This window comes from Sphingomonas sp. BL-S-28, assembly GCF_055521515.1.
This window is the reverse complement of record NZ_CM145484.1, coordinates 1,845,081-1,859,120: the sequence shown is the minus strand read 5'-3', so window position 1 is coordinate 1,859,120 and position 14,040 is coordinate 1,845,081. Positions and strand designations below refer to the sequence as shown.

Here is a 14,040-nt window from a genome sequence, read left to right as displayed (position 1 = left end):
ATCCTGATGGGAGGTCGGGTGGGGGCGTGGGCCGGTGCCGCATTCCGACCGTCAGGTCGGACGAGGGAGAAATCAGATGAAACTCGCATTCGCGATGCCGCACATGCTGGAACTCAAGGCGACGATGCAGCCATGGGAACTGGCCGTCACCGGCGCGGACCAGACCGCCCTTGCCAAATGGGCGGAAAAGCTGGGGTTCGAGATGATCGCGGTGCCCGAGCACCACGTCATTCCGAAGCGCCACGTCGACCTCTCCGGCCCGTTCTACTTCAACGCCTATACCGCGATGAGCCACTTCGCCGGCGCCACGGAGCGGGTGCGGGTCAATTCCTGCATCGCCATCCTGCCCGCCCAGCACCCGATAGTCACCGCCAAGGCGCTGGCGACGATGGACTGGCTCTCCTCCGGCCGCGTGACGATCACATTCGCGGTCGGCTGGCTGGAGGACGAATTCGCCCTGCTCGGCATTCCCTTCCACGAACGCGGCGCCATGGCGGAGGAATACATTCAGGCGATCCTTGCGCTCTGGACTCAGGAAAACCCGGAATTCGAGGGCAAATACGTCTCCTTCCGCGATGTCGCTTTCGAGCCGAAACCGGTGCAGAAGCCGCATATCCCGGTGTGGTTCGGCGGCGATGCCGATGCCGTGCTGAAGCGCACCGCGCGCTATGCGCAGGGCTGGTGGCCGTTCCTGACCAAGCCCGAGATGATCCCCGACAGGATCGACTTCATCCGCGCCCAGCCGGACTACAACGGGCAATTGCAGGACGTGTTCTACGGCATCTCCACTGCCCGCGTCGGCGAAGGGCACAAGGTACAACACGATCCCTCCGCCCGGCCCGGCCAGAGCAAGGAAGAACTGATCGACCGCCTCGGCGCACTCGCGCGGATGGGCGTTACCTGGAGTTCGGTGCCGATCCCGCCGCTTTCCGGCGTCGATGCCTACCGCGACTACACCCAGTGGATCGCCGAGGAGATCATGCCGGCCATCGCCTGACCGCCGCATTGAAGCGCTGGCACGATCAATCCCCCGCCCGCCTTGACGCAGGGGCCCCCACACCGGACTTCTCATCCCAACGAATGGGAGAGAGGCGATGAATCCACCGCGGCCACGGCCCAAGCTGGACCAGGAGAATACCGCGTTCTGGACAGGCGGCAGCGAAGGCAAGCTGAACATCGTGAAGTGCGGCGATTGCGGTGAGTTCACCCATCCCCCGCGCCTGCTCTGCCGCCACTGCCAGTCCGAGAATGTGGCAGCCCACGCGGTAGCCGGCACCGGCGTGATCGACAGCTTCACGGTGAACCACCAGCCCTGGGCCAAGGATCTGGAAGTCCCCTATGTGATCGCCCGCGTAAAGCTGGACGGCGCGCCGGGGGTCTACCTGACCACCAACATCGTGAATTGCCCCGTCGATGCGGTCGATTTCGAGGACAAGGTCCGCGTCGTGTTCGAGGAGCAGGACGGCATTTTCTACCCCCTCTTCGAGAGGACCGTCTGATGGCCAGTACGGAAGCCTATATCACCGGCCTCGGCCAGTCCGAAGTCGGCGTGCGCCTGCCGCGCCATCCGCTGCTGCTGACCGTCGATGCCGTGCGTGAGGCGCTGGACGACGCGGGGCTGACGCTCTCGCAGATCGACGGTGTGTTCACCTACCCCGGCAAGATGAATGGCTACACCGCCTTCTCCCCCGTCAGCAGCGACGATCTGATCGAAGTGCTGGGCATCAAGTCCAAGTGGCACCTTGGTGCTGCGGAACAACCCGCCCAGCTTGCCGCCATCGGCGCGGCGGTGATGGCGGTGAAGCAGGGCCTCGTCCGCCACGCGATCTGCTTCCGCACCGTTTACGAGGCGGGCGGCATGGCCGATCCGGGCACCTATATGTCGGGCGCGCGGCAGGATACCGTCACCGGTTCCTCGCAGTGGACCAGCCCGTTCTGGGCCACGTCCGCCGCCTGCTGGACCGCGCAATACGCCGCACGCCACATGCATCGCTATGGCCTTACGCGCGAACAGCTTGGCCAGATCGCCATCAACGGTTCGAAGAACGCCATGCGCAACCCGCGCGCAAGGGCGATCACCAAGGAAGAACTGACGCTGGACAAGTACATGGCCGCGCGGATGATCACCACGCCGCTGTGCCTCTACGATTGCGACCGTTTCTCCGATGCCTCCACCGTAGTGATCGTCTCGGCCGGAGATGCGCTGGGCGACGTTAAATCCACGCCTGTGCGCGTGGCCGCGATGTCCGGATCGGTCGATCGCTACTCGTGGGATCAGGTCGAATGGCCCGCCGCCTATGAAACCGGCGCCGACCTCTGGACGCGCACCGACTATACCGTGAAGGACGTGGACACCGCCCAGTTCTACGACGGTTTCGCGTTCCTGCCGATCACCTGGCTGGAAGGCCTGGGCTTCTGCGAAAAGGGCGAAGGCGGCAAGTTCATCGAAGGCGGCACGCGCATTGCGCTGGACGGCGAACTGCCGATGAACACCTTCGGCGGCCAGCTTGGCGCCGGCCGTCTCCACGGCTTCGGCTTTGCGCATGAGGCAGTGAACCAGCTTCGCGGCACGGCCTCCGGGCGGCAGATCGCAGGCGATCCGAAAGTGGCCGTGGCGACTTCGGGCGGCGGCCCGATGGCGGCGGCGCTGCTGCTGGCACGGGATTGAGAGCTCTGGCCTCGCGGGCTCTCCTCCTGCGAGGCCGGGGATGGAATATTCCGAGTTCAGAGGGTTTCGAGCCCCCTACCCGCGCTCACCCATCCAACTCCGTCATCCCCGCGAAGGCGGGGATCCCGCTTTTCTTTTAGACCACGCGGAGACGCAGAGAGGTCGTGGGTAACCGCGTCTCTGCGTGATCCCAAAAAAAGCGGGGCCCCGGCCTTCGCGGGGGCGACGAGTTCTTGATTGGAATTGTCAGCCTGCGCGAAAGCTACCGTAGCAGAAACGAACGCAGTTTGCCGGCCAAACAGGCCCTCAGGCCACCGCCACCTGCGGCACCTTACGCGGCGCTCGATGCCGCTTCAGCCCGATCAGTGGACGCAGCGGGCCGATCTCGCGGCCGATCAGGTAGAAGATCCAGGATCCCCCCGCCACGGTCACGCAAAGCGTCAGGAATTCCGGCAGGGCGGTCAGCCCCATGTCGCGGATGGCGTAGCTGACGAAGACCATCACCGTCTGGTGCGCGATGTAGATCGGGAACACCGCTTCCACCAGCATCGGCCGCCACTTGCTATCGAAGTTCCAGTAGCGGTCGGCAATGCCGAACAGCGCGACGACCGTGCCCCAGCACTGCACCGACTTGGCGAAGGACAGCGGCTGTTCCCACGCGGCAGGCGTCGGCGTGTTGCCGGGCCAGAGCAGCGTATCGCCGATCACCCAGACATAGCCGAGCACGCCCAGCACCAGCGCGGTCTTCCACTGCTTCGCAATTGCCTGCCGCATCGGTTCGGACCCGCGCAGCAGGAAGCCGTAGAGGAACATGCCGAAGTAATGGAGATGCGCGGCGCGGTCCACGAACAGGCTGTGGATGTCCGTCCAGCCATCGTAGAACATGCGGATGCCGAAAATCAGCACGATGCCCAGCGGCAGCATCAGCGGCCCGGAAAGCAGCATTTCCGCCTTTTCGCGCATCCATGCCCGCCACGAATCCGGCAGGAACATCAGCCCGGCGCAAAGCACAAGCGTGTAGACGAGGAGGTAGATGACGAACCACAGATGCATGGTCGCCGGCAGGTCTTCGTAGCCCACCTTGCGGAAGCTGAAGGCGTCATGGAACAGGAAGTAGCCGTAGCCGTGCTCGTAACCGCTGTTGATCAGGCCCATGTAGGGCTGCGGCGGGACGACGACGGTGAGGCCGAACAGCAGCGGAATGCCAAGGCGCAGCAGCCGGCTTTTCAGGAAGACACGGTTGTTGCCGTCCTTTTTCAGCAGCGCCGCGCTGGCATATCCGGAAATGGCGAAAAGCAGCGCCAGACGCCAGGCGCTGAGGCCAAGCAGCGGGATTTCCGCCCAGCTCACCACACCGCGCGTGGGGGTCTGAAAACCCCACGGCGTGAACGAAAAGCCGACATGATAGAAGATCAGCAGGACGAAGGCGCCAACGCGCAGCCAATCCATTCCATAGTGGCGTTGCGACGGGGCGGGCTTCATCGTTCTCCAACGGGGATGGCGGTTCCACACGGGGGAACGCGGCTCACAACACTCACGCGCCGGCTTATAGCACAGCTTATGACATTGCGGCCCACTTAGGGATTTCTGCGCTTTTCCGCAATGACGGGGTTGTATCATTCCGTCGCGTTTGGCGCGCGGGCCCGCGCGGATTGCGCATCCGGGGGGCGATTCCGCGGTTCATCCGGAATGGATCAAACTGGGCTTGGGGCGGCAACCGGCCCCCGCCATCATGGCGATATGACGCCGACGAACCCACGCCCCACGATGGACGATGTCGCCCGGATCGCCGGCGTATCGAAGAAGACGATCAGCCGCTTCATCAACAATTCGCCCGACGTCAGCGCCGCCATGCGCGCGCGGGTGGAGGCGGCGATTGCCACGCTTGGCTTCGTACCCAACGCGCAGGCTCGGGCTCTGGCGCTGCGGCGCAGTTTCCTGATCGCGCTGGTCCATAACGGATCGGATCGCGGCATCCGGGAAGCGGTGGAAGCCGGCATGGTGCGGGCGATGGAAGGCAGCGAACTGGCGCTGGTGCTCTGCCCCCTACAGCGGGACGAGGCGGCCGGGCTGCGCGCCTTTCTCGATCGCCATTCGCCGGCCGGCGTGGTGCTGCTGCCGCCGCTGGCCGAGCGGGACGATCTTGCCGACGTCTGCCGGGCCGCCGGAACCCGCTGCATCCGGTTGGGGCAGGAGGACGGGGAGACCGGCCCCGCTGTCAACGAGCGCGCCATGGACGAGCGAGCAGCCATGGCCGATCTGGTCCGCTGGCTGCTCGACAACGGCCACCGCCGCATCGGCCTGATCGCCGGTCCGGACGACTCGCGCGCCGCCCGGCTGCGGGCGGCGGGCTATCACGATGCCTTGTCCGCGCGGGGGCTGGATCGCGGGCCCTGGCTGGTCGCGCCCGGAGACAATTCCTTCGCCTCCGGCATGGAAGCGGCGTGCCTGCTGCTGGAACTGAGCCCCCGCCCCACCGCCATCGTCGCCTGCAATGACGAGATGGCTGCCGGCGCCCTCGCCGCGGCGGCGGGAATGCGGATCGCGGTGCCGGGGGAGCTTTCCGTGGCCGGCTTCGACGATACGCCGCTGGCCGCGATGACCGTGCCGCCGCTCGCCTCGGTCCATGTGCCGTGGGATCGCATGGGCCATGCCGCCGTGCTGCGCCTGTCCGGCGGAACGCTGCCGCCTCCCGCCGATCTGGGATTCGACGCGAATTTCGAAGCCCGGCCGGTCCTGCGCGCCTCCGTCGCCCCCATCGGCGAAGTGCCGTTGGCGCAAGCGGCCGCTATGCCGCGCTGACGCTCCCCTTGGCGGCATTCGCCGCGCGCAGTTCCTCCAGCGTGAAGCCGTTGGCCGGCATGCACTGCTGCACTTCGATCACATTGCCCTCGGGGTCATAGCCGTAGAGCGTGCGCACGTGGCCCACGTCCACGAAATCGCGGTCGTTGAAGGTCATGCCGCAAGCCTTGAGGTGGGCGATATCGGTTTCGATATCGGTCACGTCGATGCACATGTGCGTGTAACCGCGATCGTTGGGCCGCAGCGGCCGGGCGATATCCGAAGCCGGCGCGGAATATTCGAAAAGTTCGAGGTAGCACTGCCCCGCGCGCAGCATCACACCCTTCGCGGCGGATCCCGGCACATCCACGATCAGGTCCATCACCGGCTCGTCCGCCCAGCCGAATCCCTCGCCCACCGGCTCGAACCCGAAAGCCTCGCAATAGAAGCGCTTCATCCGGCCGATATCGCGGCAATTCACGCCGACATGGTGGATACCCCGGATCATGGCCTGTTCTCCCTTATGGTTTTGCCGCAAGTATCGGTGGACCGACGCCAAGGGGCAATCGCGGCGGCTTGCCTCCCTCGGCGGCGCGCTTGCCCCTCAGGGACGGTTATTGGACATTTACCATTTCCCTTTATTAACTTGAGTGCTTTCCCGGAGACGTTAGCGTCGCCCCCATCCGAGGACATTCGCTTGCTCCATTCGCCCGTCGGCTCGCCCATCGCAGCCGTACCGCAAACCGGACCTACCGCCAGCGCCGACCCGGCGCTGTTCGCCAATGCAGCCCGCCTGATCGGTCTGGGCGCATGGTCTTGCGATCTGGCGACGCAGAACCTGTCATGGACGGAATGCGTGTTCGATCTGTTCGGCCTGCCCGCCGACCGCAGGATCGACCGGCGCGAGGCCATTTCGCTCTACGCTGAGGAATCGCGCGAAACGATGGAGCGGCTGCGCGCTCATACCATCGCCACCGGGGCGGGTTTCACGATGGATGCGCAGATCCGCCGCACCGATGGCGAAACGCGCTGGATGCGCCTTACCGCCGCCGCGCGCATGGAACATGGTCGCACGGTCGAACTGTTCGGCACCAAGCAGGACGTGACCGAGGAACACGCCCGCTGGCAGCGCCTGCGCCACATGGCGGAGAACGATCCGGTCACCGGCCTGGCCAATCGCGCGCTGTTCGAAATGCACTTCCTTGACCGGCCGATGGGCGACCAGATGCTGGCGGATCTGGGCACGCTGGTGCTGTTCGACCTCGATTCGTTCAAGAAGATCAACGACTGCTGGGGCCATGTCGCGGGGGACACCTGCCTTGCCGCCTTCGCCCGCCGCCTGTCCGAATCCTTCCCCGATGCCCGCATGATCGCGCGGATCGGCGGGGACGAATTCGCCATGCTGCTGAACCGCACGGGCGAGATCGAGATGACGGACTGCATGTTGCGCCGCCGCCTGCCGCACTTGCTGACGCCGGTGCCCTGGGGCCGCGAGCTGCTGCCGCTCAGCGCCTCGGCCGGGATAGCGCAAGTGCCCGCCCGGGTGGACGTCGATCCGGAAATCCTGTTCGTCCGCGCCGATACCGCCCTCTACAGCGCCAAGAACAAGGGCGGCGGCGCGATCATGGTGGCGGCGTAGTATCTGTCTGGAAATTCGCTTTCAGCGAATTTCGCGGCACCAGCCCACTCCCCCACCCGGCCACCCACGAGCGTACCCTGATGGATGGCCGGGTGGGGAAGTGGGCCGGTGCCGCAAGAAAATGCCGGGATGGCCGTTTTCCAAACGGACTTACGCCTCGCCCGGCTCCACCCAGGTCGTGCGCGTCACGCGCGGGCTAAGGTACTTGGTGGCCGTCCAGCCGCCATCGACCACGATCGATTGGCCGTTGATCATCTCGCTGCCCGGCAGACAGAGGAAGGCGATGACGCTGGCGATATCTTCCGGCAGCGCAAGGCGCGGATAGGGCGTGGTTTCCACGTTGGCGCGCTTGAAGCCCTCATCCTCGAACCGGTGGCGCACCATGTCGGTCATCGTCACGCCGGGCGCAACGCAGTTGGAGCGAATGCCGCGCGGGCCGTATTCGCAGGCCATGTGCTCGGTCAGCGACTTGAGGCCGCCCTTCGCCGCTGAGTAAGCACCGCCGCGGCGACCGCCGATATGCGCAAAAGTGCTGGTGACGTTGACCACGCTGGCCCGTTGCGAAAGGTGCGGGATCACGTCGCGGCAGAGGCGGAACGGCGCGACCAGCATGATGTCGAGGAAGTCGTCCAGCGTGTCGTCATCGGTCTCGTCCAGCGGCTTGGGGCTGCCGACACCGGCATTGTTCACCAGCGCGTCGATCCGGCCGAAACGCTCCAGCGTCGCCTTCACGATCGCGCCGGGTGCAGCAGGGTCGGTCAGGTCGGCGCTGATCGCCAGCACATGGTCGGGATTGCCGATTGCGGCCTCCAACGTGGCCAGCTTGTCCTTGCTGCGACCGACGCCGACGATGGCGAAGCCTTCGGCATGAAGGATTTTCGCAGTCTCCAGCCCGATGCCGCTGCCCGCGCCGGTGATGATCGCCGTCTTCATCGCATACCTCTCGTGATCGTCTTTCACCTTCGGCTAGGCGCTTTCGGCGCGGCGGATAAGCCTGACCACGGCGGCAACGATGCTTGATCGCTTCTGCGATAAGCGGGGCCGCGCACCTTGGCCGCCCCCGTGGGCAGGTCTAGCCTTGGCCCATCATGAGCACGAACCAGAACGATAAAGCCGCCCCCAATGCCGCTTTGGCCGGCATCCGCGTCATCGACATGAGCCGCGTCTTCGCCGCCCCCGTAGGCGCGCAGATCCTTGGCGACCTTGGCGCGGACGTCATCAAGATCGAGCGCCCCGGCGTGGGCGACGACGGGCGCGGCTACGGCTTCTCGTGGGTGCCCGGCAAGGACGGGATCGAGACCCGCCATTCCAGCTTCTTCACCGTTTCCAACCGCAACAAGCGCTCCATCACGCTCAACCATTCCAAGCCGGAGGGTCAGGCGATCCTCAAGGAACTGGTGAAGACGGCGGACGTGCTGATCGAGAACTACAAAGTGGGCGATCTCGCCCGCTTCGGCCTCGATTACGAGAGCCTGAAAGCCATCAACCCGCGCCTGATCTATTGCTCGGTCACCGGTTTCGGACAGACCGGCCCGATGGCCGCACGCCCCGGTTATGACGGGCTGTTTCAGGCCACCGGCGGCATGATGGCGGTGACCGGCATTCCCGAAGGCCAGCCCGGCAATGGCCCGCTGAAGACCGGCCCCAGCCTCGTCGACTTCGTGACCGGCCACAACACCGCCCTCGCCATCCTGGGCGCGCTGCAATACCGCAATCGTACTGGAGAGGGCCAGTTCATCGACATCGCCCTGCTCGACAGTTCGGTGGCGATGGTCAGCCACATCATGCAGGATTACCTGATCAGCGGTCAGGCCCCTCCCCGCCTTGGCAACGGCGGCAACGGCGGCGGCCCGGCGGACCTGATGCGCTGCGCGGACGGCATCATCTACCTCACCGCCGGCACCGATGAGCACTATCGCCGCCTGACCGTGCTGATGGAACAGCCCGAATTGTTCACCGACCCGCGCTTCGACAGCAACCTGAAGCGCGGCAAGACCAACCGCGCCGAATTGATGGACTTGATCAACACCTGGAGCAGCGGGTTCACCGTCACCCAGATGCAGGACATGCTGGACGGCGTCGGCATTCCCGCCGCGCGCTACAACGAACTGGCGGACGTGTGGGAGGACGAGCAGGTCAAGCACCGGAACTTGCGGGCCACCACGCCGCACGCCTTTGCCGAAAGCGGTTCGGTGGACCTGATCGCCAGCCCGCTCGCCCAGATGTCCGCCAGCCCGGCGACCATCCGCATGGCCCCGCCGATGCTGGGCGAACACACCGCCGAAGTGCTGGCGGAGATCGGCATAGACGAAGCGCGACTGACGGAACTGCGCGCAACCGGGGCGGTGTAAGCACCTCTCGGCTGATCAACCCACGTACCATTACCAATCCATCGTCGTCCCCGCGAAGGCGGGGGCCCCGCTTCTTTTGCTACCTCTCGTCCTGCCGCAAGGTAAGCGGGATCCCCGCCTTCGCGGGGATGACGAAACTGGCGTCAGGTCGATCGGCGCGGGCCATCAAACCAGCAGGTTCTTCAGCGTCTCCAACACCACATCGAACGGCATCGTCAGGAACAGCGCGGCCACGAAAGGCAGCAGCGTCGCCAGCGCGAGCACGATCACGCTTCGCGTATCCACCGGGATGAAGCGCATGGTCTGGACGCTGCCCGCCACGGCAAACAAGTCCGCCGCGGCCGAGAAATCCGGCGCTTCCAGTATCGGCGGACGCCCGTCTCCGGCATCGTCATCAGACTTGTCGGCACTTGGCGGCCCGCCACGCTCCGCCCTTCTGCTCTGCTCGCCTTCCGCCAGCAGCCGATCATGCCGGTCCAGCCATGCCGCCTCCAGCCGGGTGCCCAGTTCGGTCGCCAGCGCGCCGTAGGCCATCGAACCCCAGCGCCATGTCTGCATCATCCGCCCGGAAAACGCGCAGAGCGGGCCGATGCACAGCAAGGCGACCACCGCCACCGTTCCCACGGCAAGCAAGCCGTCGGTGAAGGAAGTCGAGGTTCCGGCGAGATGATTGTGCCCCAGCCGCCCCGCCGAAATCGCGCCGAGCGCCATGCCGAACGCCGCAAAGGCCCGCAGCGACTGGCCTAGAAAGCCAAGCCCGCCGCACTGGTCCGGATGCGATGCGATCAGGTTGAGATCGAGGCGCGACAGGCGGACCAGCAGCCGCGCCCAGACGGCGATGCGCCAGAGCCAGCCGAACCACAGCGTCAGCAGCAGCGGCAAACTGATCGCGAATTGCCAGAGCCCCGCCATCGACAAGTCACTCGCCCCGGCATTGCGCGTCCATGCCGACATCTCCTCGGAAATCGAAAGGCCGCTCAGCGTCGCTGCCGCCGACGCGACGGCAAGCACAACCGCCACCACTTCGACCGTGCGCGATTGCAGCAGCCGGCGGCTGCCCGCGATCTGTTCGAACAATATCTGCCGCCCCGCCGCATCCAGCAGGCCCGCCCGTGCAAAGTTGCCGGCAATCAGGCCCAATCGCCGGCCGCAGGAGGAGTAAGCCACCACCAGCAGCGGCGTCGCCACGGCATAGCGCGCATGAACGGCGATATCGCGAACAAGGTCGCGCATCTGGTCCGGCGCGCCCAAGGCCGTCAGCAAGAAGAGCGGCAGCCAGCCCACCACAAGAACCAGCAGCACGCGCGGCATCGGCTTGACGAAAGGCGGACGACTGGCCCGAACGAACCGCGCCAGATGTCGCGGCGGACCGAGCCGGAACAGCTCTTCGAGATCGTGCATGGCGAAGACCTTGCCGCTGGCGCATCGAATGCGAGGAGCATTCGACTATCCAGACCCGACCATCCGCCCGAAATCGGGAGAAACCCGCAGGTTCCGCGGGTGGGCACCCTAGCCGGGCGGATGGCAAGGAACGCGCAGGAATTGCTGCCCCGGAATTGGCGCGCGATCAGGGAATGCGGCGCAGGCGATCGATCAGGTCTGGGGTGGATACCTCATGTCCATCCGGCTCACCCAACATGACACCAGCGGCTTCCCTCAGAAAGAAGCCATCTGGGACGTCCCCCAGCATCGCAATCAGCGGCGCAACCGCCCGTCCGTCTCGCCGGAGACCGAGCCCGCAGGTCGCCTCGTAGCGAACCATATCGTCGGGATCGTCCAACTGCGCTGCAAGCGCGTTTCTGATCTCTGGGGTGTTGGTCGTCGACAGGCCGCCCATCCCGAAGGTCGCCCAGTCGCGAACGCGATTGTCCGGGTCAGTCATCAGCCGCATCAGGGCTTCCAGTGCCATCGGAGCCTCGGCGCCACCCAGCGCCATTGCCACGGCCAGACGGATATCGCCGTCCTCATGGGCATGAAAAGGGGCTATAAAGTCGGCAGAACGATCACGATCGAGATGGCCCAATGCTGTGATCGCAGAATCCAGAACCCCAAGATCGCCATCTGCGAGCAGAGGAACGATCGACTGGAAGCATTCTTCCGGGAAGGTCCGAACCGGGATGCCCAACTGACCGAGAATATCCGCGCCGCGCATGCGCATGAACGCATCGTCGCTGCGAGTTAGGCCGATCGCCCGATCGAGTACCTCTAGCGATCCCCGCCGCTGGAGCACAGGAATGGCTGCCCACGCGACATCATCATCGGATCGAAGCGCGGCCGCGAACAAGTCCGGCGTCGAGCGGGTATCATCCGCAAGGTCTTCCATAGTTCCCGCCCTACGAGCTGATGCGGCCTTCTCCGCTATCTCGCGAATGCCGGCAAGTGGTCGAAGCGATGCGGATACCGCAGTTGCCTCCACCCGCCCGGGTGTGGCGTGGTCGGCCATTTTCCTACACCCTGTCACTCGCGTTATTCTGCGGGTGATGCCGCCTCACCTTTCACCTCAAACCCAATGCGCCGCTCGGCAAAGGCCCCGCGGCACAAGGTTACGCTTTGCTCTACAAGGTGACAGTTCCGGCCCCAAGGTGACACTTTTCCCTCTGGACCGTGTCAACTGTGTCAACCGGACTGTCACCTTGTGCTTAGCGGCCCTTGAAAACCGGGCTGCGCTTTTCGGCAAAGGCGGTGACGCCCTCAACGAAATCCTCGGTGCGGGAGGCGTCGCGCTGGCCGAGGCGTTCGTTGGTCAGGGCCTGTTCCAGCGTGCAGTCGGTCGCCGCCCAGGCCACCTGCTTGATCCGGCGCAGCGACCACGGGCCTTGCGCCAGTTCGCCCGCCAGCGTGAGAGCGGCGGCATCGAGGTCTTCGTCCGGCACCACGCGGTTGATCAGGCCCCATTCCAGCGCCTTGGCGGCGGGGAGACGCTCACCCAGCAGCATCATTTCCATGGCGCGCACGCGGCCCACCGCGCGGGTCAGCAACCACGAGGAACCGCCATCCGGCACAAGGCCGACATGGCGGAAAGCCTGCAGGAAGAAGCCGCTTTCGGCGCAGAGGATCAGGTCGCCCGCCATGGCGAGCCCAGCGCCAACGCCTGCCGCCGCGCCGCGCACGGCGGTGACGACCGGCTGCTCCATGTTGCGCATGGCGACGATGACGGGATTGAAGTGCCGATCGAGCAGCGTGCCCACGTCGCGGCGCGGATCGGCCAGCATGTCCGAGGCATCGCCAAGGTTTGCGCCCGAGCAGAACGCCTTGCCCTCACCCGTCAGCACCACCGCGCGTGCCTCGAACGAAGCGCGGGTCATCGCGTCGAACAGTTCCTCGCCCATCTGCGCGGAGCCTGCGTTGCGCGTGGCCGGATCGTTCATCGCGATCCGCGCAACACCGTTCTCAAGGCTGTAGAGGACTTTTTCGTAGTTCATTTCAGGCATCGCTCCGTCCCGTTTCGTGCCGGCTCAGGCCAGCATGCCGCCCAACCGGCCTTTCACGATCTCTTCCGCATCGGCAACGATCCTTTCGATCAGCTGCTTGCAGGTGGGCAGGTCGTGAATAAGGCCCTGCACCATGCCGGCCCAGAAGATGCCCTTGGTCAGGTCGCCGCTCTGCAGCAGTTCGCGGCCCACGGCGCCGGCGACGAGGTGCTTGATGTCGTCGAAGGTCGATTCGGGGCGGGCGGAGATCTCCACCACTTCGTCCGACACGCCGTTCTTGCCGACGCGGGCGGTGTTCTTGAACTTGCGGAAGATCAGGTTGGTGCCGCGCTCATCATTCTCGATGTACTTGGCCTTCACATTGTCGTGGATCGGCGCTTCCTGCGTGGCGCAGAAGCGGGTGCCCATGTTGATGCCCTCCGCACCCAGCGCCAGCGCGGCGGCAAGGCCGCGACCGTCGCCGAAGCCGCCGCTGGCGAGCATCGGAATCTTCACCTTGTCCGCCGCCGTGGGGATCAGGATCAGGCCGGGAATATCATCCTCGCCCGGATGGCCCGCGCATTCGAAACCGTCGATGGAGATGATGTCGCAGCCGTGCTTCTCGGCCGAAAGCGCGTGGCGGACGGCGGTGCACTTGTGGAGCACGGTGATGCCGTGGGGCTTCACCATCTCCCAGATCTCACGCACTTGCTGGGTGCCGGCGGTCTCGATGATCTTGACGCCGCCGTCGATGGCCGCCTGCGCATAGGCCTTGTAGTCGGGCGGCAGCAGCGTGGGGAACACGGTGATGTTCACGGCGAATGGCTTGTCGGTCATCGACCGGCAGCGCTCGATCTCCTCGCGCAGCGCCTGCGGGCTGGGCTGGGTGAGCGCGGTCAGCGTGCCCAGGCCACCGGCGTTGGACACCGCGCTGGCCAGTTCGGCAAGGCCCACGCCCTGCATGCCGCCCTGCACGATCGGATGTTCGATGCCGAGCATCTCGGTGACGCGGGTCTTGAACGCCATTGTCTGCAACTCCCCAAAAGCCTCTTTCCGGCGGTCCTAGGGGGGATTGGCGCGCTTGGGGACACCGAAGGCGCGCCCGGCGAAGCAATTCGCGCAGGCGATGTGGTTGTTGGCAATCCGACCGACGGCCGGATTGGCGGCACCAGCCCACTCCCCCACCTGACC

13 protein-coding genes are annotated in these 14,040 nt (G+C 65.5%); 6 read left to right on the top strand and 7 right to left on the bottom strand.

Annotated features, from left to right (window positions below):
- Positions 1–76: 76 nt before the first annotated feature.
- From ACZ1JC_RS17545 to ACZ1JC_RS17535, 3 genes are all read left to right on the top strand, one after another.
- On the top strand, positions 77–997 hold the full coding sequence (locus ACZ1JC_RS17545; RefSeq protein ID WP_465135654.1) for a TIGR03619 family F420-dependent LLM class oxidoreductase: 921 nt from the start codon (positions 77–79) through the stop codon (positions 995–997).
- 97 nt (positions 998–1,094) lie between these two features.
- Positions 1,095–1,499, top strand: coding sequence for a Zn-ribbon domain-containing OB-fold protein (locus ACZ1JC_RS17540; protein WP_465135655.1), 405 nt, complete (start codon positions 1,095–1,097; stop codon positions 1,497–1,499).
- On the top strand, positions 1,499–2,668 hold the full coding sequence (locus ACZ1JC_RS17535; RefSeq protein WP_465135656.1) for a thiolase family protein: 1,170 nt from the start codon (positions 1,499–1,501) through the stop codon (positions 2,666–2,668). The genes ACZ1JC_RS17540 and ACZ1JC_RS17535 overlap by 1 nt, the downstream gene beginning before the upstream one ends.
- Positions 2,669–2,974: 306 nt before the next feature.
- On the opposite strand, the gene ACZ1JC_RS17530 is transcribed toward ACZ1JC_RS17535, so the two are convergent.
- Positions 2,975–4,150 (bottom strand): acyltransferase family protein, encoded by a 1,176-nt coding sequence (locus ACZ1JC_RS17530; protein ID WP_465135657.1) that lies wholly within the window; start codon positions 4,148–4,150, stop codon positions 2,975–2,977.
- A gap of 258 nt (positions 4,151–4,408) precedes the next feature.
- Here ACZ1JC_RS17530 and ACZ1JC_RS17525 point away from each other — a divergent pair, with 258 nt between their 5' ends.
- Positions 4,409–5,470, top strand: coding sequence for a LacI family DNA-binding transcriptional regulator (locus ACZ1JC_RS17525; protein WP_465135658.1), 1,062 nt, complete (start codon positions 4,409–4,411; stop codon positions 5,468–5,470).
- Here ACZ1JC_RS17525 and ACZ1JC_RS17520 read toward each other — a convergent pair.
- Positions 5,457–5,957 (bottom strand): VOC family protein, encoded by a 501-nt coding sequence (locus ACZ1JC_RS17520; protein WP_465135659.1) that lies wholly within the window; start codon positions 5,955–5,957, stop codon positions 5,457–5,459. The two genes, ACZ1JC_RS17525 and ACZ1JC_RS17520, sit on opposite strands and share 14 nt — an antisense overlap.
- Before the next feature lie 189 nt (positions 5,958–6,146).
- On the opposite strand from ACZ1JC_RS17520, the gene ACZ1JC_RS17515 reads away from it, so the two are divergent.
- Positions 6,147–7,088, top strand: a complete 942-nt coding sequence (locus tag ACZ1JC_RS17515; RefSeq protein ID WP_465135660.1) for a GGDEF domain-containing protein — start codon at positions 6,147–6,149, stop codon at positions 7,086–7,088.
- Between the two features lie 150 nt (positions 7,089–7,238).
- Here the strand turns inward: ACZ1JC_RS17515 and ACZ1JC_RS17510 are convergent, their stop codons facing one another.
- Positions 7,239–8,021 carry an SDR family NAD(P)-dependent oxidoreductase gene (locus ACZ1JC_RS17510; protein WP_465135661.1) on the bottom strand — a complete coding sequence of 261 codons (783 nt, stop codon included), beginning with the start codon at positions 8,019–8,021 and terminating at the stop codon, positions 7,239–7,241.
- Positions 8,022–8,176: 155 nt separating this feature from the next.
- Between ACZ1JC_RS17510 and ACZ1JC_RS17505 the strand changes: the two genes are divergently transcribed.
- On the top strand, positions 8,177–9,439 hold the full coding sequence (locus tag ACZ1JC_RS17505) for a CaiB/BaiF CoA transferase family protein (RefSeq protein ID WP_465135662.1): 1,263 nt from the start codon (positions 8,177–8,179) through the stop codon (positions 9,437–9,439).
- 165 nt (positions 9,440–9,604) lie between these two features.
- On the opposite strand, the gene ACZ1JC_RS17500 is transcribed toward ACZ1JC_RS17505, so the two are convergent.
- The 4 genes from ACZ1JC_RS17500 to ACZ1JC_RS17485 form a co-directional block, all read right to left on the bottom strand.
- Entirely contained in the window at positions 9,605–10,840 is a 1,236-nt protein-coding gene (locus tag ACZ1JC_RS17500; protein WP_465135663.1) for a hypothetical protein, read from the bottom strand.
- A 166-nt stretch (positions 10,841–11,006) separates the two neighbouring features.
- The gene (locus tag ACZ1JC_RS17495) at positions 11,007–11,762 is read right to left on the bottom strand and encodes a HEAT repeat domain-containing protein (RefSeq protein ID WP_465135664.1); all 756 of its coding nucleotides are present in this window, start codon (positions 11,760–11,762) and stop codon (positions 11,007–11,009) included.
- Between the two features lie 316 nt (positions 11,763–12,078).
- Entirely contained in the window at positions 12,079–12,861 is a 783-nt protein-coding gene (locus ACZ1JC_RS17490) for an enoyl-CoA hydratase-related protein (RefSeq protein WP_465135665.1), read from the bottom strand.
- Positions 12,862–12,894: 33 nt separating this feature from the next.
- The gene (locus ACZ1JC_RS17485; RefSeq protein ID WP_465135666.1) at positions 12,895–13,875 is read right to left on the bottom strand and encodes an NAD(P)H-dependent flavin oxidoreductase; all 981 of its coding nucleotides are present in this window, start codon (positions 13,873–13,875) and stop codon (positions 12,895–12,897) included.
- Positions 13,876–14,040 lie beyond the last annotated feature (165 nt).

Excerpts from the sequence above, each read along its gene's own strand:
- ACZ1JC_RS17545 (WP_465135654.1), top strand. The coding sequence starts at position 77 with ATGAAACTCGCATTCGCGATGCCGCACATGCTGGAACTCAAGGCGACG.
- ACZ1JC_RS17540 (WP_465135655.1), top strand. The coding sequence starts at position 1,095 with ATGAATCCACCGCGGCCACGGCCCAAGCTGGACCAGGAGAATACCGCG.
- ACZ1JC_RS17535 (WP_465135656.1), top strand. The coding sequence starts at position 1,499 with ATGGCCAGTACGGAAGCCTATATCACCGGCCTCGGCCAGTCCGAAGTC.
- ACZ1JC_RS17530 (WP_465135657.1), bottom strand. The coding sequence starts at position 4,150 with ATGAAGCCCGCCCCGTCGCAACGCCACTATGGAATGGATTGGCTGCGC.
- ACZ1JC_RS17525 (WP_465135658.1), top strand. The coding sequence starts at position 4,409 with ATGACGCCGACGAACCCACGCCCCACGATGGACGATGTCGCCCGGATC.
- ACZ1JC_RS17520 (WP_465135659.1), bottom strand. The coding sequence starts at position 5,957 with ATGATCCGGGGTATCCACCATGTCGGCGTGAATTGCCGCGATATCGGC.
- ACZ1JC_RS17510 (WP_465135661.1), bottom strand. The coding sequence starts at position 8,021 with ATGAAGACGGCGATCATCACCGGCGCGGGCAGCGGCATCGGGCTGGAG.
- ACZ1JC_RS17505 (WP_465135662.1), top strand. The coding sequence starts at position 8,177 with ATGAGCACGAACCAGAACGATAAAGCCGCCCCCAATGCCGCTTTGGCC.
- ACZ1JC_RS17500 (WP_465135663.1), bottom strand. The coding sequence starts at position 10,840 with ATGCACGATCTCGAAGAGCTGTTCCGGCTCGGTCCGCCGCGACATCTG.
- ACZ1JC_RS17495 (WP_465135664.1), bottom strand. The coding sequence starts at position 11,762 with ATGGAAGACCTTGCGGATGATACCCGCTCGACGCCGGACTTGTTCGCG.
- ACZ1JC_RS17490 (WP_465135665.1), bottom strand. The coding sequence starts at position 12,861 with ATGAACTACGAAAAAGTCCTCTACAGCCTTGAGAACGGTGTTGCGCGG.
- ACZ1JC_RS17485 (WP_465135666.1), bottom strand. The coding sequence starts at position 13,875 with ATGGCGTTCAAGACCCGCGTCACCGAGATGCTCGGCATCGAACATCCG.